General features: G+C 73.7%; 20 protein-coding genes and 1 pseudogene. 4 read left to right on the top strand and 17 right to left on the bottom strand.

What is annotated here, in order from left to right:
- The first annotated feature begins 546 nt into the window (after positions 1-546).
- Both KV205_RS26010 and KV205_RS36565 read left to right on the top strand, forming a co-directional pair.
- Positions 547-909 carry a hypothetical protein gene (locus tag KV205_RS26010; RefSeq protein ID WP_265867039.1) on the top strand — a complete coding sequence of 121 codons (363 nt, stop codon included), beginning with the start codon at positions 547-549 and terminating at the stop codon, positions 907-909.
- 286 nt (positions 910-1,195) lie between these two features.
- A pseudogene (locus tag KV205_RS36565) lies at positions 1,196-2,254 on the top strand (tetratricopeptide repeat protein); the annotation flags it as partial.
- A gap of 330 nt (positions 2,255-2,584) precedes the next feature.
- Here KV205_RS36565 and KV205_RS26000 read toward each other — a convergent pair.
- On the bottom strand, positions 2,585-3,199 hold the full coding sequence (locus KV205_RS26000) for a TIGR03086 family metal-binding protein (protein WP_265867037.1): 615 nt from the start codon (positions 3,197-3,199) through the stop codon (positions 2,585-2,587).
- 53 nt (positions 3,200-3,252) lie between these two features.
- Here KV205_RS26000 and KV205_RS25995 point away from each other — a divergent pair, with 53 nt between their 5' ends.
- Together KV205_RS25995 and KV205_RS25990 are read left to right on the top strand one after the other, a co-directional pair.
- Entirely contained in the window at positions 3,253-4,218 is a 966-nt protein-coding gene (locus KV205_RS25995; protein ID WP_265867036.1) for a YafY family protein, read from the top strand.
- A 570-nt stretch (positions 4,219-4,788) separates the two neighbouring features.
- Complete coding sequence (locus KV205_RS25990) at positions 4,789-5,463, top strand: BTAD domain-containing putative transcriptional regulator (protein ID WP_265867035.1); 675 nt, start codon at positions 4,789-4,791, stop codon at positions 5,461-5,463.
- On the opposite strand, the gene KV205_RS25985 is transcribed toward KV205_RS25990, so the two are convergent.
- The 16 genes from KV205_RS25985 to KV205_RS25910 are packed head-to-tail and all read right to left on the bottom strand — an operon-like array spanning position 5,422 to position 25,791.
- On the bottom strand, positions 5,422-5,790 hold the full coding sequence (locus tag KV205_RS25985) for a hypothetical protein (protein ID WP_265867034.1): 369 nt from the start codon (positions 5,788-5,790) through the stop codon (positions 5,422-5,424). The two genes, KV205_RS25990 and KV205_RS25985, sit on opposite strands and share 42 nt — an antisense overlap.
- Positions 5,787-6,419 carry a hypothetical protein gene (locus KV205_RS25980; protein WP_265867033.1) on the bottom strand — a complete coding sequence of 211 codons (633 nt, stop codon included), beginning with the start codon at positions 6,417-6,419 and terminating at the stop codon, positions 5,787-5,789. Before KV205_RS25980 ends, KV205_RS25985 begins: the two co-directional genes overlap by 4 nt.
- A gap of 16 nt (positions 6,420-6,435) precedes the next feature.
- On the bottom strand, positions 6,436-11,541 hold the full coding sequence (locus KV205_RS25975) for a hypothetical protein (protein ID WP_265867032.1): 5,106 nt from the start codon (positions 11,539-11,541) through the stop codon (positions 6,436-6,438).
- Positions 11,538-12,842 carry an ATP-binding protein gene (locus KV205_RS25970; RefSeq protein WP_265867031.1) on the bottom strand — a complete coding sequence of 435 codons (1,305 nt, stop codon included), beginning with the start codon at positions 12,840-12,842 and terminating at the stop codon, positions 11,538-11,540. The genes KV205_RS25975 and KV205_RS25970 overlap by 4 nt, the downstream gene beginning before the upstream one ends.
- Positions 12,830-14,176 (bottom strand): contractile injection system tape measure protein, encoded by a 1,347-nt coding sequence (locus KV205_RS25965; RefSeq protein WP_265867030.1) that lies wholly within the window; start codon positions 14,174-14,176, stop codon positions 12,830-12,832. The genes KV205_RS25970 and KV205_RS25965 overlap by 13 nt, the downstream gene beginning before the upstream one ends.
- Positions 14,176-16,218 (bottom strand): hypothetical protein, encoded by a 2,043-nt coding sequence (locus tag KV205_RS25960; protein ID WP_265867029.1) that lies wholly within the window; start codon positions 16,216-16,218, stop codon positions 14,176-14,178. The genes KV205_RS25965 and KV205_RS25960 overlap by 1 nt, the downstream gene beginning before the upstream one ends.
- A gap of 14 nt (positions 16,219-16,232) precedes the next feature.
- Positions 16,233-17,078 (bottom strand): hypothetical protein, encoded by an 846-nt coding sequence (locus KV205_RS25955; RefSeq protein WP_265867028.1) that lies wholly within the window; start codon positions 17,076-17,078, stop codon positions 16,233-16,235.
- Positions 17,071-18,894 (bottom strand): hypothetical protein, encoded by a 1,824-nt coding sequence (locus KV205_RS25950; protein WP_265867027.1) that lies wholly within the window; start codon positions 18,892-18,894, stop codon positions 17,071-17,073. The genes KV205_RS25955 and KV205_RS25950 overlap by 8 nt, the downstream gene beginning before the upstream one ends.
- Positions 18,891-21,599 carry a baseplate J/gp47 family protein gene (locus tag KV205_RS25945; RefSeq protein WP_265867026.1) on the bottom strand — a complete coding sequence of 903 codons (2,709 nt, stop codon included), beginning with the start codon at positions 21,597-21,599 and terminating at the stop codon, positions 18,891-18,893. The genes KV205_RS25950 and KV205_RS25945 overlap by 4 nt, the downstream gene beginning before the upstream one ends.
- On the bottom strand, positions 21,596-22,009 hold the full coding sequence (locus tag KV205_RS25940) for a GPW/gp25 family protein (protein ID WP_265867025.1): 414 nt from the start codon (positions 22,007-22,009) through the stop codon (positions 21,596-21,598). The genes KV205_RS25945 and KV205_RS25940 overlap by 4 nt, the downstream gene beginning before the upstream one ends.
- Entirely contained in the window at positions 22,006-22,281 is a 276-nt protein-coding gene (locus KV205_RS25935) for a PAAR domain-containing protein (RefSeq protein ID WP_265867024.1), read from the bottom strand. The genes KV205_RS25940 and KV205_RS25935 overlap by 4 nt, the downstream gene beginning before the upstream one ends.
- A 9-nt stretch (positions 22,282-22,290) precedes the next feature.
- A complete protein-coding gene (locus tag KV205_RS36445; RefSeq protein WP_265867023.1) occupies positions 22,291-24,030 on the bottom strand; it encodes a phage baseplate assembly protein V in 1,740 nt (579 codons plus the stop codon).
- Complete coding sequence (locus KV205_RS25925; RefSeq protein ID WP_265867022.1) at positions 24,027-24,701, bottom strand: hypothetical protein; 675 nt, start codon at positions 24,699-24,701, stop codon at positions 24,027-24,029. Before KV205_RS25925 ends, KV205_RS36445 begins: the two co-directional genes overlap by 4 nt.
- Positions 24,698-24,871, bottom strand: a complete 174-nt coding sequence (locus tag KV205_RS25920) for a DUF5908 family protein (protein WP_265867021.1) — start codon at positions 24,869-24,871, stop codon at positions 24,698-24,700. Before KV205_RS25920 ends, KV205_RS25925 begins: the two co-directional genes overlap by 4 nt.
- Position 24,872: 1 nt before the next feature.
- Positions 24,873-25,337 carry a phage tail protein gene (locus KV205_RS25915; RefSeq protein WP_265867020.1) on the bottom strand — a complete coding sequence of 155 codons (465 nt, stop codon included), beginning with the start codon at positions 25,335-25,337 and terminating at the stop codon, positions 24,873-24,875.
- 4 nt (positions 25,338-25,341) lie between these two features.
- A complete protein-coding gene (locus KV205_RS25910; protein ID WP_265867019.1) occupies positions 25,342-25,791 on the bottom strand; it encodes a phage tail protein in 450 nt (149 codons plus the stop codon).
- Positions 25,792-25,819: the final 28 nt, after the last annotated feature.

The following is a 25,819-nucleotide window of genomic DNA, read 5'->3' as shown; positions in this document are numbered from 1 at the left end:
CACCTTCGACGGCCGGCTCTCCGCAGCCCGTCAGTAACCCCGAACACCCTCGTTACACCGTTCGATTGACAGACCCCACTGTCGCCCTTGGAGAACGCCCAGAAGAGCTGAGTGTCGGCGAGGCGACCCTTGGGTTGTTCTAACGGAGGTTGGCGGACACCAACAAGGACAATGCCAACCGTCAGGTTCGCTTGTCGTTCCTTGGGTAGCGGATACCGCGGACTGGGGCTGTAGGCGCGCTGTCCGGCCGTACCAAGTGATGGTCCCGTGTCGGCCACGCGCGCGGATCGCGGCGGCGTGAATCAGCCAGGCACTTCGGTCCCTGCCGGCGAGCGCGGCGTCTGAGGGAGAAGGGTCGGCGGTGACAGTCACCGCTTTCACCGCCTCGGCCGTCCCGGATCCCGAGCCGGCGGGCTTCGACCCTTTCACGCACCTCACCGTACCGAACACGACGCCACCGCCGTCATCCGGCTCGACGTCCTGCAACCGGCCGACTGGCTGACCCTGCTCACCCACATCGTCCGGTTCGGCGGCGGTGCCCGGGACATGGACGGAGCGGCCGAACTGTGCGCGGATCTAGGCCATCTCCCCCTCGCCGTCGAACAGGCCGCCGCCTTCCTCGCCCAGAACCCGCTGCTCACCCCGCGCGCGTATCTGGGGCTGGTCCGGCAGAGACCCGCCCCGCAGTACGACCAGGGTGGCGAGGGCTTCACCGCTGCGGAGCGCACCATCGCTCGCATCTGGCGCGTGACCCTGGACCGGATCGGCGAACTCCAGCCACACGCCTCCGACATGCTGCGCGCCCTGGCCTGGTACGCGCCTGACGGCATTCCCGCCGACCTGCTGGCCGACGAGGAACAACCGGCCGCGGTCGCGGGCGCGATCGGCGCCCTCACGCATACAGCATGATCACGGTGGACCCCGCCGCGCGAGCCCTCTCCGTGCACCGGCTGGTCCAGTCTGTCGCTCGTGCCCCCGACGGCGACGACCCGCACCGCACACCCGGCCTCGTCACCGCAGCGCGGACCCGCGCGACGGCCGTGCTGGAGGCCGCCGTCCGGCCGATCGACTGGAATGACACACCGGCACCTGGCCCACCGGGCGCGCCCTGCTTCCGCATAGGGACGCCATCGCCGAACACACGCCCTAGGCCGAGGATACCGGCGCTACGGCGCGGCTCCTCCACCACGCCGGCGTGTTCCTCCGCGGCCAAGGCCTCGCCACCCGGGCCACCGCGCACCTCTGCCGAGTACTCGCCCACTACGAGCGAGAGTTCGGCCCGGACGACGTTCACACGCTCGCCTGCCGCCACAACCTGGCGCACGCCCGCGAGGCCTCGGGACACGTGAAACAGGCTGTCCCGCTGTACGAGCGGGCGCTCGACGATGCGCACCGCGTGCCGGGGCCGAAGCATCCCCTCACCCTCGCCGGCCGCGACAACCTGGCCGACGCCTACCGTGCCGCGGGCGACCCGGACAAGGCCTTCGCCCTGGCCGGACCGGACAACGCGCCCGGCACAGGCGTCGACGGAGCCACGGGCGACGAGGACCTCAGCACTCTCGCCGCGCGCAACACCCGGGCCCGCGCACGTCTGGTGGCGGGCGATCACGCGGAAGCGGTGCGCCTGTTCACGGAGAACCTCGGCGCGTGCCGCCGATTCCTCGGCGAAGACCATCACCTCACCCTCGTGACGCGGAGCAAGCTGACGGCAGTTCGTGTGGCACGCGAGGACCCGGCCCGGGCCGTTCCTCTCTTCGAGGGCATCGTCCGCGACATGGAACGCGTCCTGGGCGAGGAGCACCCAGACACCCTCCTCGTGCGGGGCAACCTGGCAGGCGCGTACCGGGAAGCGGGTGAGCCGGACCGGACCGTCGCCCTGTTCGGCGAGGTCCTGCCCGCCATGGAGCGTGCGCACGGCGAGCAACACGGCATCACCCGCGCCCTTCGGGTCGCCTTCGCTCTCGCTCTCCGGGCGGCCCGAGATCTGGAGCGGGCTGTTCGCCTCGGCACTCCCCAGCAGGGGGACATGGCCCCGCAGGACGGGAGCCGTCCCGATACCCGTGGCGTCGACATCGGCTACGGGTGCCTGGCCGTCGGGGATGCGCACCAGGCCCTTCCGCTGTTCGAGCAGGCCGACCTCGAGCACCAAGACCGGCTCGGCTCCGACGACCCCGCGTCCCTCACCGTGCGCCATGACCCGGCGGTCACCCATCTCATGGAGGGAAGCCCCGCGCACGCCGTTCCGCTCTTCCAGGAGATCCTCCGAGTACGTGAGAGCTCCCTGGGCGAGGGCCATCCCGACACTCTCACCAGTGGGCGCCACCTCGCTGACGCCCACCGCGAGGCGGGTGATGTCGGCCTGGCCATCCCGCTGTACGAACAGACATACCTGGCCCGAACTCGCACCCTAGGTTCGCGTCACACAGACACCCTCGTCGTCCTCGGCATGCTCGCGCACACCTACCGGCTCGCGGTGAGGCCGTCGCCAAGGTTGGGGTGCGAGCTGTCTCGCCGTCCTGCCCCGAACATGCAGGGACGGCGACCCCAGCCATGGGGCCGCCGCCCTCCCGGTTTCGGATGCTGTCTACGGCTTGCGTCCGCACCACGCTACGAGGCGGTCGATGGCCGGCGCGTCCGCGTCGACGTCCACCGCGGCCCCGAACGGCGCACCGTCACGCGGCCCGGTGGGCAGCCCGCGCCTCATGGCGGCGTACGAAATCGCCACGAGTTCGGGGTCCCAGTCCGGGAGCTGTCCGGTCGCGGTGGCCATGTCCCACGTGTGCACGGTGAATTCCGACGTCCAGACGGCCGCGGCGGCAGCACCCGGAAGGTTACCGAACGGCAGTGTCAGTATCCGGTCCAGGATCGCGGGATCCGCCCACGCCGCCTCGACCTCGCGCACTGCGGCGTCCCACGCCGCTTGCCATTCGGTGTCCACGAGGTCGTCGGCGAGCGTGGGGAGGCTCGTCACGTCGCCGCCGCGTCCGGCGAGGGCGATCCGGCGCAGCACGGCGACGAGGTGCCCGGCCAGCCGCCGGACGGTGAACTCGGTGCAGGGCGTGGGCCCGTCGAACTGCTCGGGCCGGACTGCGGCGACGGTGCGTCCGGCCAGCGCGATTGCCTTCAGCAGGGCCTGACGAGGGTCGTGGGTGGCGTCAGGGGTGACAGTGGACCGCGGGGTGTTCTCGATGTGCGTCATGATCTCATCCTGGAAGCCGAACAGGTCATCTCCTGGCCACTTTTCGAAAGAGAATGGCCGCCATGAAAGCCGATCGCCTGGTGGCAACCCTGCTGTTCCTCCAAACACGCACACGTGTGACCGTGGCCGAGGTCGCCGCGGAACTCGAAGTGTCGCCACGAACCGCACGCCGCGATCTGGAGGCCCTGTCCACCGCCGGCATCCCCGTCTACTCGCAGCGTGGCCGCGGCGGCGGCTGGTCGCTGGTCGGCGGGGCCCGTACGGACCTCAGCGGGCTGACCGCCGAGGAGATCCGGGCACTGTTCCTGCTTGCGGGACCTTCGGCAACCACGCCCGAACTCCGTACGGCGTTGCGCAAGCTGGTACGTGCGCTGCCCGCCCCCCTGCGTGCGGGAGCCGAGGCCGCGTCGCGGGCCGGCCTCACCGACGGCACGGACTGGTCACGGGTCGATGTCACCGCCACCGGGCCGCACCTCGACGCGCTCCGGCGGGCCGTGGTGGACGGCATCCAGGTGCGGCTTGCATACGCCGGGCCCGGCAAGCCCGTCGGCGTGCGAACCGTCCATCCGCTCGGGCTCGTGACCAAGGCCGGTCACGAATACCTCGTTGCCGAGACGGAGCGGGGCTTGCGTACCTTCCGGCTCAGCCGGGTCGCCTCGGTCCAGGCAACCGGCGAGCCCGTCGTACGACCGCCCGGCTTCGATCTCCCCACGGTCTGGCGTTCGTTCGCCGCGCGCCTGGAGGAGCGGCTTTACGCGGCGACGGTTCGGGCCAGGGCCGAGCCGGGTGCCATGGCGATCCTGGAGCGGCTGTTCGACGGACGCCTGCACGTCGGTCCGATGCTCCCCGACGGGTGGACGGAGATACGGGTCGACGGGCCGACGCCGGAGGTCGTCGCGACACAGCTGGCCGGGCTGGGGGCACGCATCGAGGTGCTGGATCCGCCGGAGGCACGGGAGCGGCTCGCACGTCTGGCGGCCGAGCTGGCCGGTGTGTACGGGCCGCCGGGCTCCTTCTGAGTAGAGGCGGCGCGCTGACGCTGCAGGAGCGGGTTCACGAAGTCATCGAGCAGGCCCTTGTTGTGGCTCCCCGACTCAGTGCTCTGGATTTTGCCGAAAGGTTGGATGTGAGGGATGGCGGTACGAAAATCAAGCGGTTCATGGCTCACCCGGGCGTCTTCTATGTGGCCGGTTGGTCCGATGCCAGGTCCGGCCGTACCGAGTGGCGGCGTGGTGCGCGTACCGGAGGGCAGAGCCGTCACCGTGACTCCTCCGTGTCCGGCTGCGAGAAGGGGTGCCCGTAACGTGAGTCCGGGCTTCCGTTACGTCGGCTGATGATCGGTCGTTCACCGTGCGTGACTGAGGCTGGGCCGGTCGGATCGTCGGTTACGGGGTCGGAGGGGAGTGGTTGCCTCCTTCAGACACCGGCTTACCCGGGGGGAGCCTCGGGTAAGGGTCTCGCCGCGAACTCGTGCACATGTGCATTGTCTAGGCCGCGACGGACTCCTCTCGACAGGGTGCCCGGCGGTGGAGGGGGTCTGCATCGTGCCTGAGACGGATCTGAGGGCCTTTCGGCTCACATTGCTCGGCATGTTCCGGCTGACCGGGCTTCAGGGGGATGTCCGGCTGCCGGGCTCGGTTCAGCGCGTCGTCGCGTTCCTCGCCCTTCGTGGGGGGTCCGGCCGGAGCCGGCTGGCCGGTGCGTTGTGGCCCGACCAGGGCGAAGGGCAGGCTCTTGGCAACCTGCGCACCGCCGTCTGGCGGGCGAACCGTGCCCTTCCGGGGCTGGTGCTCACCGAGTCGCGCGCGCTCTGGCTGAGCCCCGAGGTCCAGGTCGACGCGCAGCGCTTGACGGCCCTGGCCCACGCGACGCTCTCCGGTGCCGGTCCGAGCCGTGATCCGATCGAGCTGCTCGGGCTGGACGGCGAGCTGCTGCCGGACTGGGAGGACGAGTGGCTGGTCGTCGATCGTGAGCGGCTGCTTCAGCTGCGCCTGCATGTGCTGGAGGCATTGGCGGAACAGCTCGCGGTCCAGGGAGCGTACGGGCTGGCCATGGAGGCGGCGATCGCCGCGCGGCGTGGGGACGAGCTGCGTGAGAGCGCCCACCGGGCGGTGATCAAGGTGCACGTGGCCGAGGGGAACGCGGGGCTTGCCGAGCAGGCGTACCAGCGTTGCCTCGCCGTCCTCGGCCGCGAACTCGGCATGAGACCCTCGGCCGAGACCTCAGCGCTGGTCGCCGCGGCCCGCCGGTCCGTCATGAACTGACTCGGTGTCGCGTACGTGGTCGGCCGCGGCGCGGAGTGCGGCCGCCGCCCGGGCAGCGAGGGGCGCGCCTGGCGTGGGCGCCCTGTCGAACCGGGCGAGCAGCCGCGTTCGGCGCAGCTCGGCGTCCGCACGGACCGCGGGATCTTCGGAGACGATGCCCGCCGCGATGTCCAGGCACGCGCGCGTCGCGGAGGTGACCGCCGCGACGATCCCCGCCGGGTCGGCCAGCAGTTCGGCGGGAGGCCGCCCTGTCCGCTCGGCCAGCCAGGACACTCCCGGTCCATAATCGGGGGACCGCTCACCGGGCCCGTCGGGAGCAGTGGTCATCGGGTGCCTCCGGCGAACAGCTCGTCCGCATGCGCGCTCCCGATCGCCCGGTTCACCTGCTCGGCGGTGACGACCGGGTGCCCCGCCTCCGGCGCCCGTGACCCCGTCAGCCCGGTCCACGCCACGCGCAGCAGCCCACGGTCGTCGCGGTACACCACCACCGGCACACCGGCCGCCAGGAGGCCGGCGCACAGCCGCCAGGCGTCCTCGTCGTCCACCCGGACCGCCGGTGCGGCGTACGCCCAGGCGTACGCCGACGGGCTCAGCGGATTGCCGCGCAGATCGACCGTCTGGAGCGAGGCGAGCCCGGCCAACGGGCCCGGATCGGTGATCCGGTTGCAGCGAAGGGACACCACGGTCAGGGGCAGTCCGCGCACCCAGTCGAGGTCGGTCAGGTCGGAGTACTCGACGGCGATTACCTCCAGGCCGTGCAGCGTCGCAAGCAGGGACCAGTCGTCGAGTTCGCAGCCGATCAGTGACAGGGTGCGCAGACTCGTGAACTCCTCGATGCCGGCCAGGTCCCGCGCGTGCCGGACGACGAGGTCGACCACGTCGCCCGGCTTCGCGCCGGAGTCCAGCTCGCCGATCGCGGTCAGCTCGGCGATCGCCGAGCGCAGTGCCTCGTCCATGGAATCCTCCGGTGCGTCATCGCGACGTCTCGGCCAGGGCGGCCGCGAACTGTTGCTGGATGCGTTGCCAGTTGAGCCGCTGACGCAAGGCCAGCTGATTCAGGGTCAGGGCGACGTCCACGCCGGGCGCCACCCGGTAGAGCATCCCGACGGGCTGGTCGAGCGCCTCGTCCGGCACGTCGGCGACGCTGCCGTCCCACACGTGCAGCGACAGCCGTCCCTGCAGGTACGAGATGAAGCCGGCCGGGCCAAGACCGCTGTTCGCGGTGAACTCGGCCCGCAGCCAGTCGTGGAACGCCTCGGTGCCGATTGTTCCGGCCGTCACCATCCGCGTGGGGTCGTCAGGGTCGGGTACCCGGAACGCGCCCACGTGACCCGAGACGGTGACTTTGGTCAGCCTGCTGTCGCGGGCGGACACCCCGCGAGCAGCGCGCGTGGGGACGATGTCGAGCTTGTGGAGCACGTAGTTCGTCGGGGAACGCAAGCTGGTGTGCGCGGTGATCCAGCGCAGTGCGTTGTCCACGTCCCCCCGTGCGAAGACCGCCATCGCGGTCTCCACCACCTGGGGAATGAACCCGGTGGGAATCCACTCGTGCGAGCCGGAAGCGACGTCGCGGAACCGGTCCTTGACCCAGTTCTTGGTCGCGGGACTGCTCGTCCAGAGGGCGCTCAGCTGTGCCCACGTCACACCCCCCGAGGAGCCGCGCACCATCTCGCGCAGGAACGGGACGATGCCGCCCGCGGCCGTCACCGCCGTGCTGACCATGGGGTTCACCTCGTCGGCCGGCCACGGCTCGAACGTGCCCCAGCGCCCGCCAGTCATCGAGAACGCGATCTGCCCGACGACGGCGCGCAGCCCGGCGTTCTCCTCCTCGGTCACCTCGGCGAGCCCCGCGTCGCGCAGGCTCTGCGCCGCGGCGGTGCCCAGGGCGGTGACGAACATCGTGCGCACGGAGTGCGGTGGGTCGGGGCTGTCCGACTGCAGGGCCTGCGAGAAGAACGGGCCGCCCGAGGCCTGTCGCGGGTTCGACTGGCTGCCGACGAGGAACCACGGCAGCAGCATCCGGTGGGTCGAGTCCTGCGCGATCAGGTCGAGCGCGCCGGTGGCGGAGCCCGCGAGGACCGTGTCCGGCCACACCCGCTCACCGCCCGGGCCGCCGGGGGGAGTTCGCTCCACCCGCCGGATCCGCGGCAGCCACTGGTCCCGTACCGTCCCGGCGTAGCGTGCCGCGTGCCGGGGCAGGTGTGCGGCGATGTCCCGGACATACTCCTCGGGGTCCTTCTGCTCCATCAGCTCGAAGAGCCGGCGCAGCATCCCGGCGAGGGCGCGTTCACGGTTCTCCAGGACATCGTCGGACGGCGGCCGGACCTCGTCGTCGGCGCGCGCCGCGGCGGCCAGGAACTCCGCCGCGAGAGCGTCGCCCGTGGCGTTCGTCTCGTCCGCGACGGCCTCCGCCTGCCCGATCAGGCTCGTGGCCTCCGTACGCGCGTCGTTCGCCGCCGGCTTTCCGGCGGCGAGGTCGTCCTGCCATCGACCGAGCACCTCGGCCACCGATTGCGGCGCCGAGGCGACCATGACCGTGGCGTCGGTGCCCGCGGTCGCCACCCAGACCCGGTGCTGGTGCCCGGCGGCGGCGAAACGCACGGTCGTGCCGAGCTCGTTGTCCTCGCGGCCTTCGGCCTCCTCGTCGCCGCCCAGGCCGAGCGTGCGCAACAGAGCCCGCCCGCGTTCGGCCAGCGCGCCGATGACCAGGTCCATCACCTCGAAGACACGGGCCTGCAGGGCGCCGATCACCTCCGCGACCTCGTCGGGAAGGTCACCCAGGTGGAGCAGACCGGCGAGGAAGTCGATCACGGGTGGGATCAGTGAGGCCAGCGCACGCTCGACCGCGTTGGCGAGGCCGGTGATGTTGCCGGCGATCACGTCCGCCATGCCGTTCACGACGGCTTCGACGAAACGGAAGATCCGTGCCGCGTTACGGAAGATCCACGCGCACACCTGGTAGATCAGGTCGATCGCCTGGGCTACGGCGCCGACCGGGTTGAGCAGCCCGACCACCCGGACCACGACCTGCTGGATCAGCGTCTCGACCAGGTACTCGACGGCGGCTTCGAGGATCGCCTGGACCAGGACCTCGGGGGTGAGCCGCTCCTTGATCATCTCGACCAGGCCGTCCGGGCCGCGCTCGATCAGCGTCGTGATCAACTGCCAGGCGGCCTCGATGAGTTCGACGTTCTGGGCGCCGATGTGCCGGACGAGGATCTCCCGTACCCGGGGCCAGGTGATCCCCATCAACTGCAGCGCGAAGGAGAACAGCGACCGCGCGGAGAGGTCGGTCGGCATCGGGATCGGGGTCTGCAGACCGGAGAACAGCCAGTCCCAGAAGCCCTGGAGCACATGGCTGCCGAAGTTGTCGAAGAACTGCAGGAAGCCCTGCTTGACCCCGGCGACCAGGTTGTTGACGAAGTTCTCCGGGTCGTCGGCGATGTCCGAGATCACCTGCTGGATGCGGTCGACCAGGGCCCAGAAGGCGGCGGGCGGGATGCCGACCAGCGTGAGCAGGCCGTTGATGATCGCCCGTACCGGGTCGTCGAGGAACGCCTCGATCGCGGCGACGATCCGCCCGAGCACTCCGCGGGCGGCCTCGCGGCGCTCCTCGACCGCGGTCTGCGCCTCGGCGACCGCCTGCGTGGCACGCCGGGAGAGGTCCTCCACGAAGCTCGTACGGGCGGCGGTCACCCGCTCGGTCAGGCCGTCCAGCATCCCGCCGAACCGGGCCCGTTCCCGCGCCACGAACTCCGGGAACTCGGCCTCCATCGCGGTGAACGCGGCGTCGATGTCGTCCCGGGCCTGCTGGATGATCGCCTGCGCCGCCGCCAGCACGCCGTTCACCTCGGTGGAGATGGCAAGCAGCAGCTCGCACACGCCGTCGCCGAAGGCCCGCTCGGCGCGGTCGTACTCCTCGGTGACCCAGTCCGGCAGGCCGAACACGGCGTCGCCGATCCCGACGATCCAGCCGCCGACGCCCGAGTGCCGGTCGTCGATCCACCGCTGCACGCGGTCGAGCGCGTCGTGGAACTCCCGCGATTCCCGCGCGAGACCGGTCTCCCAGCGGGACATCGCCGTACGGGACAGCGGTTCGAGCAGACCGCCGACCCGGGTCCGCGCGGCGTCGAAGATGCCCTGGGCGCGCCGGGACACCGCCTCCCGCGTCTGCTCCTCCGAGGTCACCGCGGCACCCTGACCGGCGCCGACCGACTCCACCGTGCCGGCGCGCGCGGTACGCAGCGCCTGCGTGGCCCGCGCCTGCAGCGAGGCCATGTCGGCCTGGGCCGAGGCGATCGCGGCGGCCTGCTGCTCGGCGAGCTGCTGCGGGGTGGTCTCGGCCATCTCGCCGAGCTCGCCGCGGCCTTCGCGCACGGCGGAGAACGGCTCGGTGGGGATCTCCCGGGTGACCCGGGTGTCCACGCCGGATCCTGCGATCCGCGCGTCGGTGGCCGCGACGTCGCCGTCGAGGGAGAGGTTCTCCGTCGGGATCGGGTCGGGCGTGGCGCCCGCCGCGTCCGCTCCCATGCCCGGCGCGCCCGCCGGCGGCGGCGTGATCTGCCGGGGCGTCAGCGCGGGCGTTCCGGCGGGCGGGCTCGCCATGCCGTCGTACGTCGAGCCGACCTGCCGCACCTGCGTGTCGACGGACCCCGAGACCGTCGCCCCGGCCGCCGCGGCCTCCCTGGTGGGGTCGGAGCGCAGCAGCGCGTCCTCGTCCACGGGCCGGTGCTCCCGGATCGCGGTACGGATCCGCTCGCAGAGTTCGACGATCTCCGGGCTCGGTGCCGGCTGCGCGCCGAGCTCGGCGGCCAGATCCTGCTGGGCGCGGGCGGCGGTCTCACCCGGCGGCTCGGCCACCGCGCCGCGCGCCGCGTCGACGGTCTCCTGGGCGGGCGGCAGATCGCGGGCGGCCCGCGCCGCGCCGCCCGCGGCCGCGCCGATCGCGTCACCGCGGGCCAGCGCCGCGGGCCCGGGGGCACTCGGGGCGGGCGGCATCAGCAGCTCGACCGGCGCCGCGGGAGCCCCCGCCGTGGTGGGTGCCTCTTCCCCGGCCGCGGCGGGGGAGGGCTCGGCGGCGGGCTCCGCGGTGGGCTCGACCGACGGTGCTTCGGTGGACGGCGCTTCGGCCGGCGGGGCTTCGGGCGCTGTGGTCGCCGCCGCGGGCGCCGGGACGCCCGCCGGTACGTTCGCCGGGACCGGGGTCGTGTCGGCAGACGGAGGGGATCCGGGTTCGGCTGCCCGGGGCGGCGGCGCGGGCGGGGTCGGCGTCACCGGACCCATGAGCCCGGCGAGGGCCGCCCGTAGCGCGGCGTCGAGCAGGGCCACCGTCTCGGGGCTGTCGGCGCCGTACGCGCCGGGGGCGAAGAAGAGGTCCTGCCGGGTCACGAAGGCCGGGGCGCCGTTGACCGGTGCGTCGGGGTGGACCCGTACGCCGGAGAGATCCCACCCACGGATCCCCCGGAAGAGCTCCGCCACCCGCGGCTCGACCGGAAGCCCCGGCGGCAGCGGCCCGGCCGGAAGGGCGACGGTGAGCGCCTCGCCCTCGCGGACGACGGGCAGGGCGGAGCCGACGCGAGTCGTCACATCGGCCCCGACCGGACCCAGGTCGATGCTCAGGGCGGACCCGCGCAGCGTGACCGCGGGCGCCGCGAGGGGCTCGCCCGCCCAGCCCGCCACCGTCCACTCGGCCTCCGCGACGTCGAGCCCGAGCAGCCGTACGACGGCCCGCATCGCCACCGTGCCATCGAAACTCCCGTCGGCACGGACCCCGGCGCGACCCGACAGCTCGACGAACGGCGCGGCGCCGGTGAGCAGGACGCGGGCGCCGTCCACCGACCACTCGACATGACGGGCCGTCAGACCACCGGCCGGCCTGCCGCCCAGGTCGACGAGCGCCCCGGCCTCGGCCACCGGCACCCGGTCCAGCGGTACGGCGGCCCTGGCCGCTTCGGCGGCCTCTGCGGCCTCCTGCTTCGACACCGCCGCCGTACCGGTCGCCGTACCGGTCGCCGGACCGTGCCGGGCCTCGGCCTCCGGCCCGGTCACAGCCGTACGAGCCGCGGCGGTCGGGGTCATCGCGGCGCCGTCCGCCCGGACTTCTCGTACTGGCGCCGGATCCCCGCGAGCAGATGATCCTCGCGCACTCGCTGCCCCTCGGCGGCGGCGCGGTAGGCCGCGTCCAGGCTCGCGTCCCGGATCTGCGCCCCGGTCAGGTCGTATCCCTGGGCCAGCCGGTCGAGATCGACCGCCGTGTCCACCGGGAGCTGCTTGGGCAGGACGGTGCGCCACAGCCGGGACCGCTCCGCGGGCCCTGGGCTCGGGAACTCGACGGCCACATGGATCCGGCGCAGGAACGCCTCGTCGATGTTGGCGAGCAGATTGGTCGTGAGGACCACGACACCCGGGTGCCGCTCGACCCGGGACAGCAGATACGAGACCTCCTGGTTGGCGTACCGGTCGTGCGCGTCCGACACCTCGGTGCGCTTGCCGAACACCGCGTCGGCCTCGTCGAACACCAGCACGCACTGCTCCCGCGCGGCCCGGTCGAAGACGGCCGCCAGGTGCTTCTCGGTCTCCCCGATGTACTTCGAGACCAGGGCGGAGAGATCGATCACGTACGCGGGCAGCCCGCAGGTGCGCGCGAGCGCCGCGGCCGTCATCGTCTTGCCGGTGCCGGGCGGGCCGTGGAAGAGCGCGATCAGCCCCGACACACCGTCGTGGTGAGCCCCGAACCCCCAGTCCTCGACGACCAGGTCACGGCAGGCGATCCGGTCCACCAGCTCGGCGACGCGCCGCCGCGCCGACCCCGGCAGGACCACGTCGTCGAGGGTGTGCACGGTGTCGAGCGGGCGGGCCGGAGAGCCCGCGGCCGTCGCCGAGCCCACCACGGGCAGGCCGAGCAGCCAGGCGCGCAGCTCCGGGGAGAGCACGAGCCGGCCCGTCAGGTCCCCGGGCGGCTCCAGGGTGAGCAGACCCGAGGCCCGCAGCGGCGCCGTCGGTCCAAGGAGGGCGGTCGCGTGCAGCCGGCCGGCGAAAGTCCGGGCCATGAGGGTGCGGGCCACCTCGCCCGTCAGGCCGGTGGATCCCGGCCGGTCGGTGAGCCGGCCGAAGAGCACGTCGAACTTCTCGTCCACGCACGGGGCCAGCGCCGCCAGCAGCACCAGCGCCTCGGGCGAGGTGAGCCCCGCCCGGGTCACCGCCGTCGCGAGCGGCCCGTCGCGGCCGTAGCGCTCCAGCGGGGGCAGCGGGTCGTCCGCGGCGGTCTCGAGCGGCCGGTCGGCCGCGTCGGTACGGCGTTCCTCCAGCCGGACCGAGATCAGCGCCTCCAACGCCTCCAGCGCGGCACGGAGTTCGTCGACGGCCGTCACCGCTGCCACGCCAGGGCCATCGGCGGCGTCCAGGGCAGCCGCACCAGGCCCAATGGGTAGGGCAGGGAGGGCAGCAGGAGGTCGAGCGGCAGGGCCCGCGCGGCGATCCGGACCACTGGCCCCTCGGCCTCGATCAGCCCGTCGCGGCGCAGCCAGGCGGACCGTACGAACTCCGGGCTCGAGCCCCCGAACCCGGGCAGCAGCGCCGCGAAACCGCGCAGCACCCGATCCGCGGCTGCCTCCGTCGCGGCGTCCGGCCCCTGGTCCGCGTCGAGCGGCCGCGGCTCACCGGCCAGCGGTGCCCCGGCGAGCAGAAGCACCAGCGGATCGTCCACCAGGGCCGGGTCGGCCGGGTCGGCGAGCCGGGCGAGCGCCCGCCGGCGCAGGTCGACGACGACAGGGTCGCTGCCCTCCGCGTCGCCGCCCTCCACGGCGTGGCCCTCCGCGTGGCTGCCCCCGGCGCCGGTGACCCACTCCCGGCACAGGTCGCGCAGCCACGGGTAGAGCAGCAACAGGCCCGCCACCCGGGTCACGTGGCGCAGGCCGACCGTGGCGCCCGGCGCCGCGACGGCCGCGAGCGCCCGCAACGGCTCCGCCGACAGCGCCAGGGACATGGACAGGTCCGGCGCGGTGGCATCCGGGCCCGGCGGGGCGGAGGCGGTGTGCGACGGCCGCCCCGCCGCCCGGTCGTCCGCGCGCGGGGACGGGGCCGGGGCACCGGCGGACGCCTCGGCATCGGGGCCGCCGGCCGACGTCGACGGGAGAGCAGGCGCCGGCGTGCCGGGGCGCCGCAGGTCTTCGAAGCGTGCGACGAGCGAGCCGCCCGCCGCCGGGCCCAGTCGCTCCAGGACCGCCCGTGCCACGCCGGGTTCGGCGGCCCGCAGCACGGCGACGGGGACCGCGGACGGCGGTGCTCCCGCGCCGAGCCAGGACAGAGCGGCGGTGACCGCCTCCTCGACCGCACCGTCGTCGGGCGCGGCGGCGCCCTCTCCGCCGGGCGCCCGGGCCGTCTCCGGGCGTACCGGAGGCTCGCCGGATCCGTCGGCGGCGCCGGACCGCCCGTCCCCGTCCGGCTCCCGCCCGGGCTTCCGGCGTACGGCGATCGCGGCTCCGGCCGCGATGGCGCTGCGGCGCACCGCGTCCGCCCAGAGCACGGCCACGGTCCGGTCGTCGTAGCCCGTCACATCGAGCTCGATCCGTACGTGCAGCCGGCCGAGCTCGACGTCCTCCAGATCGCCGAGGGCCTCCTCCAGGGCGGCCGGTAGGGACCGCGCGGCGATGGCCGCGAGGCGGCGTCCCGCCGGTCCGCGGATGCTGAGCCGGTCGACGACGATGTCGGTCATCACAGCAGCCCCTTGACCACCTGGAACTGGGCGTCGATGGCACGCGCCTGTTCCGGCGCGATCCCGGCGGCCTTGATCGCGGACCGCATCGTGCCGAGCAGGGCGACGGTCGCCGTGCCGATCTCCGCCTCGCCGCCCGTGGCCGTCACCACGTCGAGCGCGGCGGCCGCCTTCGTGGCGCTTGCGACGTAACGGCCGAGGGTCTGTTCGTTGTCGGGGGTGACCAGCTGCTTCAACCCTTCGGTGACGAGGCCGGCGAAGCCGACCAGACTGCGCCCGCTCTCGGCGCCGAGGCGCCCCCCGGCCGCCGCACCACCGGCCCTCCCGGCCACCGAGGTGAGCGTCGTGACTGCTCCCTGGAGGTTCTTCGTCAGCCCCTCGACCTCGCCCAGGCGACTGTGCAGCGTGTCCACCAGCGGGGTGATCTTCTCCTGGGCCTCGCCCAGGTGGGCGAGCCCGTCGGTCAGCGTGGCGAACTTCTCGGTCGCGGTCACGGTGAAGGCGGTGAAGTCCTCGATCTGCCCGGAGAACTCCGTCACCGTCGCGGTGAGCGCCCCGATCGACTCCTGATGCCCGGTGGACAGGGCGATCGCCTGCTCGGCCTTCGCCGTCGCCTCCGGGAGCCTGGTGCCGATCTCGCGGGCGCTGTGGGCCGCCGGGATCCGTCCGGTCGCCACCACGGTGCCCTGGCTGTTGGTGACAAGGACCGCGGTGTCGGCGACGTTGAGGTTGCCGGCGGGCTCGAACCCGGCGAGGTCCTCCGCCTCCGACTGCGTCACGGTCACCACGTTGGCCGAGCCGGACAGTTCGGTGAGCCGTTCCGCGAGGATGGGCCGGACGGTCTCGGCGGGGCGGCCGAGCGTCGCGGTCTGGTCGATCACGCCGGTGCCGAAGAAGGTGAACGTCTCCTGCCGGTAGACCTCCTTGACGATCTCCTCGAAGCGCTCGGGGTAGTCCGGTGGATCCCACAGCGGGTCGATCGGCCTGATGAGGATCTCGGGGGGCCAGACCTCGGGGAAGACCTTCGGCGGGACGTAGATGGTGCCTTTCCCGTCCGGGTAGAAGTCGAAGTCGTCCGGCACGACGACGATCGGTCCGGTGCCGCCACCGCCCGTCGACGGCGGCGGGTTGGGCGGCGCGTAGGTGGCGATCAGGGCCTCGATCGCGTCCCGGTACCGCTTCGCCGGGTCGCCGCACCCGCCGCCCAGCAGGGAGCGCACGAGACCGGTGGGCGGCTCCCAGGCGTGCCGGAACTCGCAGTCCCACACCCACTGCGTGCCCACGAGGTGCAGCCACCCGAGGACGACACCGGGCCGGGTCACGCCGGTGCGCTCGGTCGGCGTCGCGAGGAGCCGCGAGATGCGCAGCAGGTCCAGGGCCGCGAACAGGACGTGGTCGAGGAAACCGGCCTTGTACGCCTTGACACCGGGCAGGTCGCCCGACTCCAGCGAGGTGGCGCGCAGCGCGGTGATCGCGGCCGGGGAGATCAGCACGTCGCCGGGGGAGTTCGTCAGCCGGTCGGCGATCGCCTCGCGCAACGTCGCGTACGCCGTGGGAGTCGCGTCCCGTGTCAGCGGGTTCGCCGCGAGCAACGGCTCCTGACCGAAGTCGAACCGGGGCCCGGTGACCCGGCCCGCGACGACACGCAGCTTCGCGCTCCGGGTGTGCGGCACGGCGTGACCGGCGCAGTCCGGGTCGTCGCAGTCCGTTTCCTGTCCCGGCTCGTCGGTGCCCTCGAGGACCACGCTGAAACCGCCCTGCGCGGGGTCCACGAACGGGAAGGTCTCCGGGCCGGCGGTGGGCGGCAGCGGGACCGGGATGACGGCGTCCACCAGATGCGCCTCGCCCGCCTGGTCGACGCACAGCCCCGGCTGGACGAGCGCGACGCTCCCCTCGACCGCGCCGGTGAGCCCCGTGTTGATCCCGAAGCCGGCGAGCAGGCCGAGCAGCCGCTCCCGGTCGCGGTGGTAGGAGCCGAGCCGGTTGAGGTCGTCCGCCCTGAGGGTCTGTCCGCCCTCGAACACGGGGTAGCTGGTCTCCACGTGAGGCTCCTCGGTCATTCCTCGCCGGGCAGGTGCCCGACGTCGAGACGGTCGATGATGCGTGGCCTGCCGGCGAACTCCCGGAGCCGGAGGGCGTCTCCGTGCCCGACGTAGGAGGTGGTCGAGCACAGCAGGGCGCGCAGGTCCCTGCGGTACTGGTCGACCTCGGCGTCGAACGCGGCCCGTTGCCCCGGGGTGAGGTCACCGTCCGGTCCCGGCTCCGGAGGGTCCGGCGGCTGCGGCGGGGCCCATCCGCACTCGGTCCAGCAGACCCGCAGAGCCACGTGCGCCGGGGCGTACCGGTCCACGAAGCCGACCGCCTCGACCCGCCGACGGTGCTCGGTGAACGGGTGGGCGGCCGGCACGAACAGGGTGCCGGTGAGCTCGGGTTCGGCGATCCGCGGCCCGGGCACCTTGAAGTGCTCCAGGAGGTAGGGCCGGTTCACGGGGGCGATCCCGAAGGCCAGGCAGAACCAGTCGAGGAAGCCGCGGGGAGTGCCGCGACGGCGCCAGATCCGCCCCGACCGGGCCAGGAACCGACGCCGCAGCACCACCCCCTTCTCGTCCCGCCTCCAGCTGTCCGGGAACGTGAAGGCCGCCCGCCGGGCGATCTCGTCGTAGACCGCGAGATACGCGTCGATCAGCGCGTCGCCGCCCGCGTCGAGCGGCAGGCCCGCAGGCCAGCGCAGCGCCGCGTCCGGGCCCAGGACGAGACCCAGGTCCTCCAGCCGTTCGAGGTACGCGTGGTTGAGTTCGTCCACCAGGCCGAGGAAGGCGTCCAGTTGCGCGAAGGACAGGGCGTCCTCCTGGTAGACCGGCGGCAGCAGCGAGGCGATCCGCGTGTAGTCGGCGCTACCCATGGCCGCACCCCGCGGTCGGCACCAGGTGCACCCGAAGGTACGACACGTCGGTCCGCCCGGGCACCGCGTCGGCGGGGACCGGAACCCAGCCGGCGCGCGACGGTTCCTCGCCGGCGGTCTCCGGCCCGGCCGGTTCGGTGGGCACCGGCACCGGCACCGGCACCGGCACCGGCACCGGCACCGTCGAGGCGGGCGCCAGCACCGCGCCGGCCGAGAAGGCGACGGGCGGTGCGCCGTCCACCCCGATCGCGAGGTCCTCCACACCCAGCACCTCGGCATCGTCGGCCAGCGCCTCGACCACGTCGGAGAACCGGATCGGGTCACCCGGCGTCCACCCGTCCTGCGGCTGGTCCTCGCGCGGCCACGGTCCCTCGACCTCCACCGCGCCCGCCGCACCGGGCGTGCGCTCCCGCGGACCGGCCGTGCCCCGTGATTCCGGGCGCCGTGACTCCGGGCCCCGTGTGAACAGCGCCGTGAGCCGTGCCTCGGCACGCCGTACGAGCTCCGCGCAGTCGGCGCCCACGTCGGCGACCAGCCATCCCCGCACGGCGACGGGGACCTCGCGCAGCAGCGCGGCGCCCACCTCGTCGCCGATCACCCGGCGCGGGTCGAGCGCGTCCAGGTCGTCGCGCCAGGTTGGGTGCGGCTGGACCACCTCGGAGCCGATCGCGGTGGCAAGCACCTCGCGCAGGAACCTCTCCACGGACCCGGTGCCGGCGGCCCGTTCGACGACAAGGGTCAGCGTGCCGGCCCGGTCCTCCGCCTCCACGGTCTTCCGGCCGTCCCAGCCGATGCCCGGCAGCCTCCCGGGCACCGCCCACGCCCGGCCCACCTCGTCGTGGGCGCGGGCGCGGCGGGCGTAGTCGTCGGCGGTGACCGGTTCGCAGGTCAGGGCCTGCACCGGGTGCGGAGGCCACAGCCGGCTCTCCCCGTCGGTGCGCTCCAAGTCCTCGGGTGTCGTGCCCGGCGGTGTCCGGACGGCCGCCATCGCCGCGTCGACCTCGCCCGGCGTGAGTTCGTACGGTGCTGCCGAGAGCCGCGCGCGGACGGCGGCCGCCGTCCCGGGCGTGGCGGCGGCCACCTCGGAGAGCCGGTCGAGGACGGTCGCGACACCACGCCGACGGCGCTCCCGGCGCACCAGCGCCGCGACTTCCCCCGGCCACAGCGGGAGCACCCGCTCCAGCGCCGCCGCCGCGCGCGCGTCCCGCTCGGCCACGGTGCCGCCCGTGCCCCGCTGCTCCTCGACCGCGTCCGCGACCGGGCCGGTGAACTCGTGGGCCGTCGCACGGACCAGCCGGGCCCGCAGCAGCGCGATCACGACGGGCACCTGCGCCGCGTCGAACACCCCGGCCCAGGGGGCCCGTACGAACAGCGCGGCGGCTTGGTCGGGCGAGCCGCACCGCCGGACCTCGCGTTCGAGGACCGCGGCGGTGCTGCCTGTACCGGCGTCCTCCGGCGCGGGCGCGCGCAGCCGGTCGGCGAGGGCGCCCGACGCACCCGGGGGCAGCGTGGCGTACCAGTGGCGTTCCTCCTCGGGCAGCCAGGCGGGCACCTCCACCGGCCACACGGGCAGCCGGTGCGCCGTGCGGTGGTGCAGATCGGCCAGCGCGAACGCCGCGGCCTCGGCCAGCGTGGTGCCGGGGTCGACGGCGCTCTGGTCGCTCCAGCCCGGGGCGGGCGCACCGCAGGCGGCGAGGATCCGGTCGCGCAGCGTCGCCCAGTCCGCGTCCGGCGCCACCGGGCGCGGCAGCCGGATCGGACGCACCGTCAGCGGATCGACGGTCGGCTGCCCGGAACGGGCCGCTTCCTCGCTCACAGGTGCTCCCGGACGTCGAGGGTGTGCAGGGCGGACGAGCAGTACAGGCCCCGGCAGGCATCCACCGGCAGGGACTGGACGGGCGCTCCGTCCGGACCGCTCAGGACCAGCGAGTCGAGCGTGCCGACCCACGGGAGACGGTCCAGGAAGGCCACGAGCGAGGAACGGTAGAGGCCGACGCCCCACCGCACCGGCGCGCTGTTCAGCGGGTGCAGCCAGGTCTCCAGGGCGGCCGTGATCTCGCGGAGCCCGGTCAGCGCGGCGAAGCCGGGCCGCAGCGTGATGACGGCGTCGACCGTCGCGGCCACGTAGAGCGGGCACATCACGGCGGGCGAGGCGTGCACCGGCAGCCGGGGCGCCAGGGCCTCGGCGATCCGTCCGGAGAGGCTGACCGACGGGCGCGGGGCCGGACGCGCGGGCTGGTCCGGGAGGACGACGAGTCCCACAGAGCCCGGCCGGCGGGTGCCGTCGGCGGCGGTGTGCGGCAGACAGCGCACGGCCGCCACCTCGGGGAAGGCGACGGAGACCAGCTCCTCGTAGTCCCAGGCGGTCAGGGCCCGGCCACGGTGCCGGGTGAGCCCCGAGGCCCGGCGGCGGTACGCGGTGTCGCTCTCCGGCTCCCGGCCCGCGACGCCGGCGAGGTTGGTCACCTTCTTCACCCCGGCGACCTTGGCGACCGTCCCCCGGATGGTGCCCGGGGGCAGCGCCGCACGGGAGCTCGGGTCCAGCTCGGGCGTGGCGGTGGTGCTGACGTACGCGGCGGTCACCGCGTCCGGCACCACGGCCTGCAGCCCGCCGATCCGTTGCGGGCTCCCGGTCACCAGCCGGATCCAGCGCCCGGTGTCGGCGTCGGCGTCCGGGCAGCCGTCCGGCCAGCCGGACGGCGCGAGGAACCGGAGCAGGCCGGATTCCCGCAGCAGCGAGGACCCGTCGGTGACGGCGAGCGGGCGCCACCGGCCGCCCGCCCACCACTCCCACCGGGCGTCGGGGTCCTCCGTACTGTCGCAGGGCGCCGCGGAGTCGACGTCGAGGTACAGCGAGACGGTCGATCCGGCGGCGTTCGCCGGGAGGCCCAGACCGATCGCGACCATGCCGGTGTCACCCCGGTCGGACACCGACCGGGTGAAGGGCCGGAACGGCACGTCGTCCGCGAGCTTGACCCGCCTCGCCCAGCCGTTGAGGACCTCGACGCGTTCGGCGGGCACCGCGACGGTGGTGTAGCGCAGCGCGATCCGTGAGCAGACCGGCGGCACGGGCGGCACCGGCATGGTGGGTTTGCTCCCGGCCACGGCCTTGGTCGCGAAGTCGGCGACCGCCTCCTGGTAGTGCGTCCAGCCGAAGTCGCCCTCGGCGAGGAAGGCCCGGACGAAATGCCCCTGCTTCCCGCCCGCCGCGCTCGGCGAGGAGCTCACCCCGCCGAGGTCGGTACGGCCGAAGCCGCTGAAGGTGTTCTCCACCGTGGCGATCGTGACCCAGCCGTCGGCCTCGTGCCGCTGCCAGTGCACGCTCGGACCGGAGCGCGGCGCGAGGAAGCGCCGGATGTTCCTCAGGGTCAGCCAGATCTGGTCGGAGTCCTCGACCGAGCTGGTACGGGAGAACTCCTCGATCTCGCGCGTCACGGCCTCGCTGAGATAGGCGGGGACCCCGCTGCCACCGAACGCCGAGCTGAGCACGGTGCCCTCCTCCTGCAGCACCTCGACGGTGACCTCGAGCGCCGCGAGCGGTTTGCCGAACGCCTCGTCCGAACGCAGATAGAGGGCGTCGCCGCGCTTGGCGACCGCGCCGAACGGCTGGAACTCCTTGGTCACGTCCAGCGCGCCGTCGTTGAAGAAGCCGGCCTGAGGCAGCACCGCCCGGCCGACCACCTTCACCTCGACGCGCTCGAAGACCAGGTCGACGGGGAGCTCCGCCGTGTCCGGGATCCGGGCCTCGATCCACGGAACCCGGCCCGGCGCCACGGTGCACCCCCCGGTCAGCACGACGGTCACCGTGGCCGCGGAGACGGCTCCGGTGACCGCCCCCTCAGTGCCGTCGGGGCGCGGGAAATGCCACAAGGCCGGGGCGAGCCCGGCCGCGCCGGCGGCACCGGCGAAGCCGAGCTCCACCGTCATCGAGCCGCCCTCGAAGGCGAGCAACGGACTGTGCACCCGCAGCCGGTGCGGTGCCGCGGAGCCCGCGTGCGGGTCGAGGGGGAACTCCGGCGCCGCTCCGGCCAGTCCCGGCAGGGCCGGTGACGGACCGCCGGGAACCAGCGTGCGGACCCCGACCAGGGCCGCGCCGTGCGCGGTGAGGGCCTCCTCAGTGGCGTACCGCCGCTCCGCCCCGGTGGCGTCCTTCCCGCCGCGCAGCAGCGTGCCGCGCTCGACCACGGCGGGCGCCGACCGGGGGTCGACGGTGGCCCGGGCGACCACCCGGTCGGGCAGCACCGGCAACCGGGGAATCCCGAGGATCCGCTCCAGCCAGTCGAGGTGCGCGCGTTCGGGCAGGGTGGCGGCGTGCCGGTCGAGCACGGGGTACTCCGCCAGCAGCGCGGCGAGCAGCTTGCGGTCGGGGTCGTCGGGCCGGGAGAAGCCGCCGTCCGCCGCGAACAGCACGTCCCGCCAGCTCCGTTCGCCCGCGAAGGGCGTGAGCGCGGCGACGGCCGCGAGCTCGGCGCGCGGTCCCGCCGTCGCGTCGTCCCGCCCGGCGCCCGTGGTGGCGGTCATGCCGGACTCCCGACCCAGAACGGCAGCACGAGGTTGTCCGGCCGGCTGTGCCGGTCGGTGCGGTAGACGATCCGTACGTCGATCCGGTCATCGGCCTCGGCGGACGGCACGGCCTGCGTCTCCTCGACGATCACGCGCGGCTCCCAGAGCATCAGCGCCCGCTCCACCGCGGACGCCAGCCGGTGGCAGACATCGCCGGTGCGCGGCTCGAAGACGTACCGCTCCACGCCCACACCGAAGGTGGGACGCATGACGCGGCTGCCGAGCTCGGTGCGCAGCAGCAGCCGGAGCGCCTCCTTGACCCGGTCCGCGCCTTCGCTCGGCGCGACCCGGGCTTCGCCCTCGGTTTCCTCCCAGCGGGGCGGGAAGGCCCAGCCGCGGCCCAGCTGGGGTTCGGTGGACCAGGTCATCCGAGCACCACCGTCGGGCAGCCGACCGCGACGCTCGCGCCGCAGCCGCAGGGGTCCGCCATGCGGAGGGCGGGTCGGCCGCCGATCAGCACGGTCGCCGAACCGGCGACGAAGGGCGCGGAGGGCACGTGGGACGGCGGAGGGATCGGGCAGGCATGCATGTCGCCCAGGACCGCGGCCGGCATCCCGCCGATGAGCACGGTGGTGACACCGGGGCCGACGACGGTCCCGCCGTGGACGGTCGGATCCCCGACCCGGGCAGCGGCAGACATGATCCCTCCTCAGTTGATGGTGACGAGGGCGCCGGAGACCTTCACGGTCGCGGAAGCCGACAGGTCGAAGGTGGCGGAGCTGGCGAACTTCGAGGGGCCGGTCGACGCGCCCTCGATCCGTACGCCGTCGAGCTTCACCGCACCGGAGGGGGCCTTCAGCACGATGTCGCCCCGGGCGGCCTCGATCGTGATCCCGTCGGCGGACAGCGTCAGACTGTTCCCGCTGTCGCCGTGGGTGAGCGACACGGTCGAGTCGGACTCGGCCAGCAGGAGGCGGTTGCCCGCGGGTGTCTCGACGGTCACGGCCGAGGAGTCGCCGTCCTCCAGCCGTAGGGTGTGCCCGCCCGGTGTCACGATCGCCCGGACCTGGTTGGCGTCGTCCGTGACCGGCACCGGCGGCTGCTGGGTGCCGTTGTAGAGCGAGCCGAGCACCACCAGTTCCGAAGGGTCTCCGTTCAGCCGCCCGACCAGCACCTCCTGGCCGACGGACGGCGAGAACACCGTGCCGAAGCCGTCCCCCGCGTCGAGCGTGGCGAGCCGGGCCCAGACCCCCTCGCCGTCGTCGCCGCGCCACGGCATCGTCACCCTGGCCCGGTTGAGGCCCTCGGGGTCCTCCAGCGAGGCCACCACGCCGATCACGAGCCCTCCCGCGCAGGCGCCGCCCCGGCTCTCCCGCGGGGCGAGCACCGGCGGACTCCCCACCTGGATCTCCGTACAGTAGCCCTGGTCGGAGAGCCGGTGCCGCACCGCGGTGAGGTAGTGCGGGCCGGACATCCGCTCGCCGACCCCGGACACCGAGATCCACTGGTCGCAGCGCAGGGCGGCGTTGCCGACCAGCCGTGCGGTGCCGTACAGGTGGCCCAGGGCCGCGCGGCGCTGCGCGCCCGTCGCGAGCGCGTCGACGGCCTCCGCCGAGCCGATGGCGGGGTCGGCCGGCCGGGCCGCGCGCAGCGGCCAACCGGCGTCGGCGAGCGCGGCACCGTGGTCCGGACGGCCACCGAGGTCCAGGCCGGCCTGGGACGGGCCGGCCTCCTGCTCGATCACCTCCAGCGTGGCCACGTCCCAGCCCGCCGCGACCACCGGGTCGACCGCCCGCGTCAGGTCCTGGGTGAGGTGCAGCTCGGTGATGTTCAGGCCGTACTCGAGGGAGTGCCGCGCGGACTCGCCGGCCGGCGCGCGGAAGACCAGGGTGGTGTCGCGCACGTAGGTGACCCAGCCGAGCTCCGCGGCACGCGCCGTCAGCCAGTCCCAGTCGCCGGTCCGGTCGAACACCACCGCCGGGCGGGTCACCCCGGTCGCGGCGTCCGCGGTGAGGCCGTGGTCGGCGGCGATGGCGGCGACCACATCGGCGTCGGTGACCTCGGTGAACTGCCTTGAGTGCGGCGGGTGGTCGAGCAGCACCGACCGGGACCGGGCCTCGACCCGCAGCAGCGGCCGGCCGCCGTGCGGGAAGTGCGCCGTCAGCGAGGTGATCACCCCGGCGAACACGGGGGAGAGGTCGCTGTGGTAGCCGAGCAGCACCTCCACCGCACGGCCCGGTGCGAAACCGGCCCCGTCGCTGTGCCGCACGGTACGGGTGTCCGCGTCCCAGTTCTGCATCACCAGGCTGAGCCTGCCGTGCCGGCCGACCTCCTCCGAGACGTCGATCTCGACCACGTCGCGCTGGACGAGCGGCGCGAGCGCCGTCCCGCCGATCCGGACCTCGAACTCCGGCCGGTCGGGCGTCGCCCCGTCGCCGTAGCGGCTCACCGGTCCGCCGCCTTCGGCGGCAGCAGCAGGACCTGCCCGGGCACCAGGCCGGCCGGGTTGACGAGCCGGTTGACCTCCGCGAGCGGCCGCCAGAACGCCGGGTCGCCGTAGACCCGGTAGGCGATCGTGTCGAGCCGCTCCCCCTCCCGTACCTCCCACGTCTGATAGAGGTCGGGGGACTCGCGACGCTCCTGGGCGGCGGCCTCCTGCGGGGCGACGACCTCCTTCAGGGTCAGCTTCGCCGCGGCGCGCAGTGGCTCGCCCGCCCGGTCGAACAGCTTGTACGTGACGTCGACCTGGGTCAGCACGCCGCGGAAGTCGAACCGGCCCCAGTACGCGTGCACGTAGTACGGCTGATGGGTGTCGGACTGGAACTCGGTCAGCGCGAGCAGCGCGTCGAGCCGCTCGCCCACCGACTCGTCGGACTCGATCACGCCCGTCCCGTCCAGGAGCAGGTCGATCTGCACCTGGTCGGGCTCGCCGCCGCCGAACGACTGCTGCGGCGCCGACGACCCGGCGGACGGCGTTGCCTGGTAGGTGTTCTTACGGGAGAACGCCAGCTCGGTCGGGTTGAGCATGGCCCGCCACGGCGTCCCGGCCGGCTCCTGGAACTCCTGGTCCCGGTAGGGCTCCAGCGTGAGCTTGGTGAGCAGTGCCGCGTCGAGGATCACCGGTCCCACTCCCGTCGCAGGATCTCGAGCACCCGCTCGGCCGCCCGCCGGACGATCAGGTCCACGACCTCCTCGGGCACCGCGGCGGCTCCGGCCGGCGCGCCACCCGCCTCCTCCGGGCGCGGCGCCACCACGAACTCCGTGACGATCTCCGAGATCACCACCGCCATGTCACACCCCCACCGGTGCGAGGACCAGCCCGTGGTGCGCCAGTTCCAGCGACTCCACCGCGACCGCGCTCGCCTGCGCGTCCAGGTCGGGGCCGGTCAGCTTGACCGGCCAGGCGCGCCGGAACGCCCACACCCGCACCGGAACCATCGCGCCGTCCACATGCGACAGGAGCGAGACCTGGCCGGCGCGCGGCCTGACCTTCCCGGTCGTGTGGTACTCGAAGAACCAGCTCCACAACTCTGTGGACGGGCCCGTCCCCTGGGTCAGCACCAGGTTCGGGAACGAGGCCCGCGTCGGCAGCCGGTGCGCGAAGCGGTTCTCCCCGCCCTCCGCGTACTCCTCGACGCCGACCTCGCCCGCGAGTCCGGAGCACTTGGAGAAGGAGACGGCGCTCAGCCCCTCGACGGCGAGGACGAAGTGCGCCGCGAGGTAGGGGCGCGCCTGCGGGGCGGTGACGGGCAGCATCGCGTCACTTCACCTCGATGGTGATGTTCTCGCAGGCGAACTCGAGCGTCTCCAGGGCGATGTCGGTGCCGGTCGCCTTCAGTCCGGGACCCTCGATCTTGGTCGGCCACGCCGCCTGGATCTTCCAGGTCATGACCGGACGGCGCTCCTCGTTGAGGAGGCTCACCGAGACGTCGCGGCGCTCCACACCGCCCGCGACGATGGTGTTGAACCAGGCGAAGAGGCCGTTGCCCGACTCCGACGGGATGATTCCGCGCTTGAGGGTGACCGGGCCGAACTTCTTCAGGCCAGGCTGCTTCTGCACGGTCAGGGCACGGTCGTTGCCGCCGCGGTACTCGACCACCTCCGCCTCCATGGTCAGGCCGCTGACCTCGGAGAAGCTCGACGTCTGGTTGTTGTCCCACTGCACCTCGAAGTGGAGGGTGGTCAGCGGGTAGTTGATCGCGGGACTCATCTGGGGCTCCTCGGGTACGGGTGGCGGT

It is taken from the genome of Streptomyces sp. SKN60 (assembly GCF_026236535.1).
GTDB lineage: Bacteria > Actinomycetota > Actinomycetes > Streptomycetales > Streptomycetaceae > Streptomyces.
Note: the sequence above shows the minus strand (reverse complement) of the source record. Positions and strands in the feature narration are given on the sequence as shown.

Bases quoted from the DNA above. Each gene is read 5' to 3' on its own strand.
- KV205_RS26010 (WP_265867039.1), top strand. From the start codon at position 547: ATGGACGGAGCGGCCGAACTGTGCGCGGATCTAGGCCATCTCCCCCTC.
- KV205_RS26000 (WP_265867037.1), bottom strand. From the start codon at position 3,199: ATGACGCACATCGAGAACACCCCGCGGTCCACTGTCACCCCTGACGCC.
- KV205_RS25995 (WP_265867036.1), top strand. From the start codon at position 3,253: ATGGCCGCCATGAAAGCCGATCGCCTGGTGGCAACCCTGCTGTTCCTC.
- KV205_RS25990 (WP_265867035.1), top strand. From the start codon at position 4,789: ATGTTCCGGCTGACCGGGCTTCAGGGGGATGTCCGGCTGCCGGGCTCG.
- KV205_RS25985 (WP_265867034.1), bottom strand. From the start codon at position 5,790: ATGACCACTGCTCCCGACGGGCCCGGTGAGCGGTCCCCCGATTATGGA.
- KV205_RS25980 (WP_265867033.1), bottom strand. From the start codon at position 6,419: ATGGACGAGGCACTGCGCTCGGCGATCGCCGAGCTGACCGCGATCGGC.
- KV205_RS25975 (WP_265867032.1), bottom strand. From the start codon at position 11,541: ATGACCCCGACCGCCGCGGCTCGTACGGCTGTGACCGGGCCGGAGGCC.
- KV205_RS25965 (WP_265867030.1), bottom strand. From the start codon at position 14,176: ATGACCGACATCGTCGTCGACCGGCTCAGCATCCGCGGACCGGCGGGA.
- KV205_RS25955 (WP_265867028.1), bottom strand. From the start codon at position 17,078: ATGGGTAGCGCCGACTACACGCGGATCGCCTCGCTGCTGCCGCCGGTC.
- KV205_RS25945 (WP_265867026.1), bottom strand. From the start codon at position 21,599: ATGACCGCCACCACGGGCGCCGGGCGGGACGACGCGACGGCGGGACCG.
- KV205_RS25940 (WP_265867025.1), bottom strand. From the start codon at position 22,009: ATGACCTGGTCCACCGAACCCCAGCTGGGCCGCGGCTGGGCCTTCCCG.
- KV205_RS25935 (WP_265867024.1), bottom strand. From the start codon at position 22,281: ATGTCTGCCGCTGCCCGGGTCGGGGATCCGACCGTCCACGGCGGGACC.
- KV205_RS25920 (WP_265867021.1), bottom strand. From the start codon at position 24,871: ATGGCGGTGGTGATCTCGGAGATCGTCACGGAGTTCGTGGTGGCGCCG.
- KV205_RS25915 (WP_265867020.1), bottom strand. From the start codon at position 25,337: ATGCTGCCCGTCACCGCCCCGCAGGCGCGCCCCTACCTCGCGGCGCAC.
- KV205_RS25910 (WP_265867019.1), bottom strand. From the start codon at position 25,791: ATGAGTCCCGCGATCAACTACCCGCTGACCACCCTCCACTTCGAGGTG.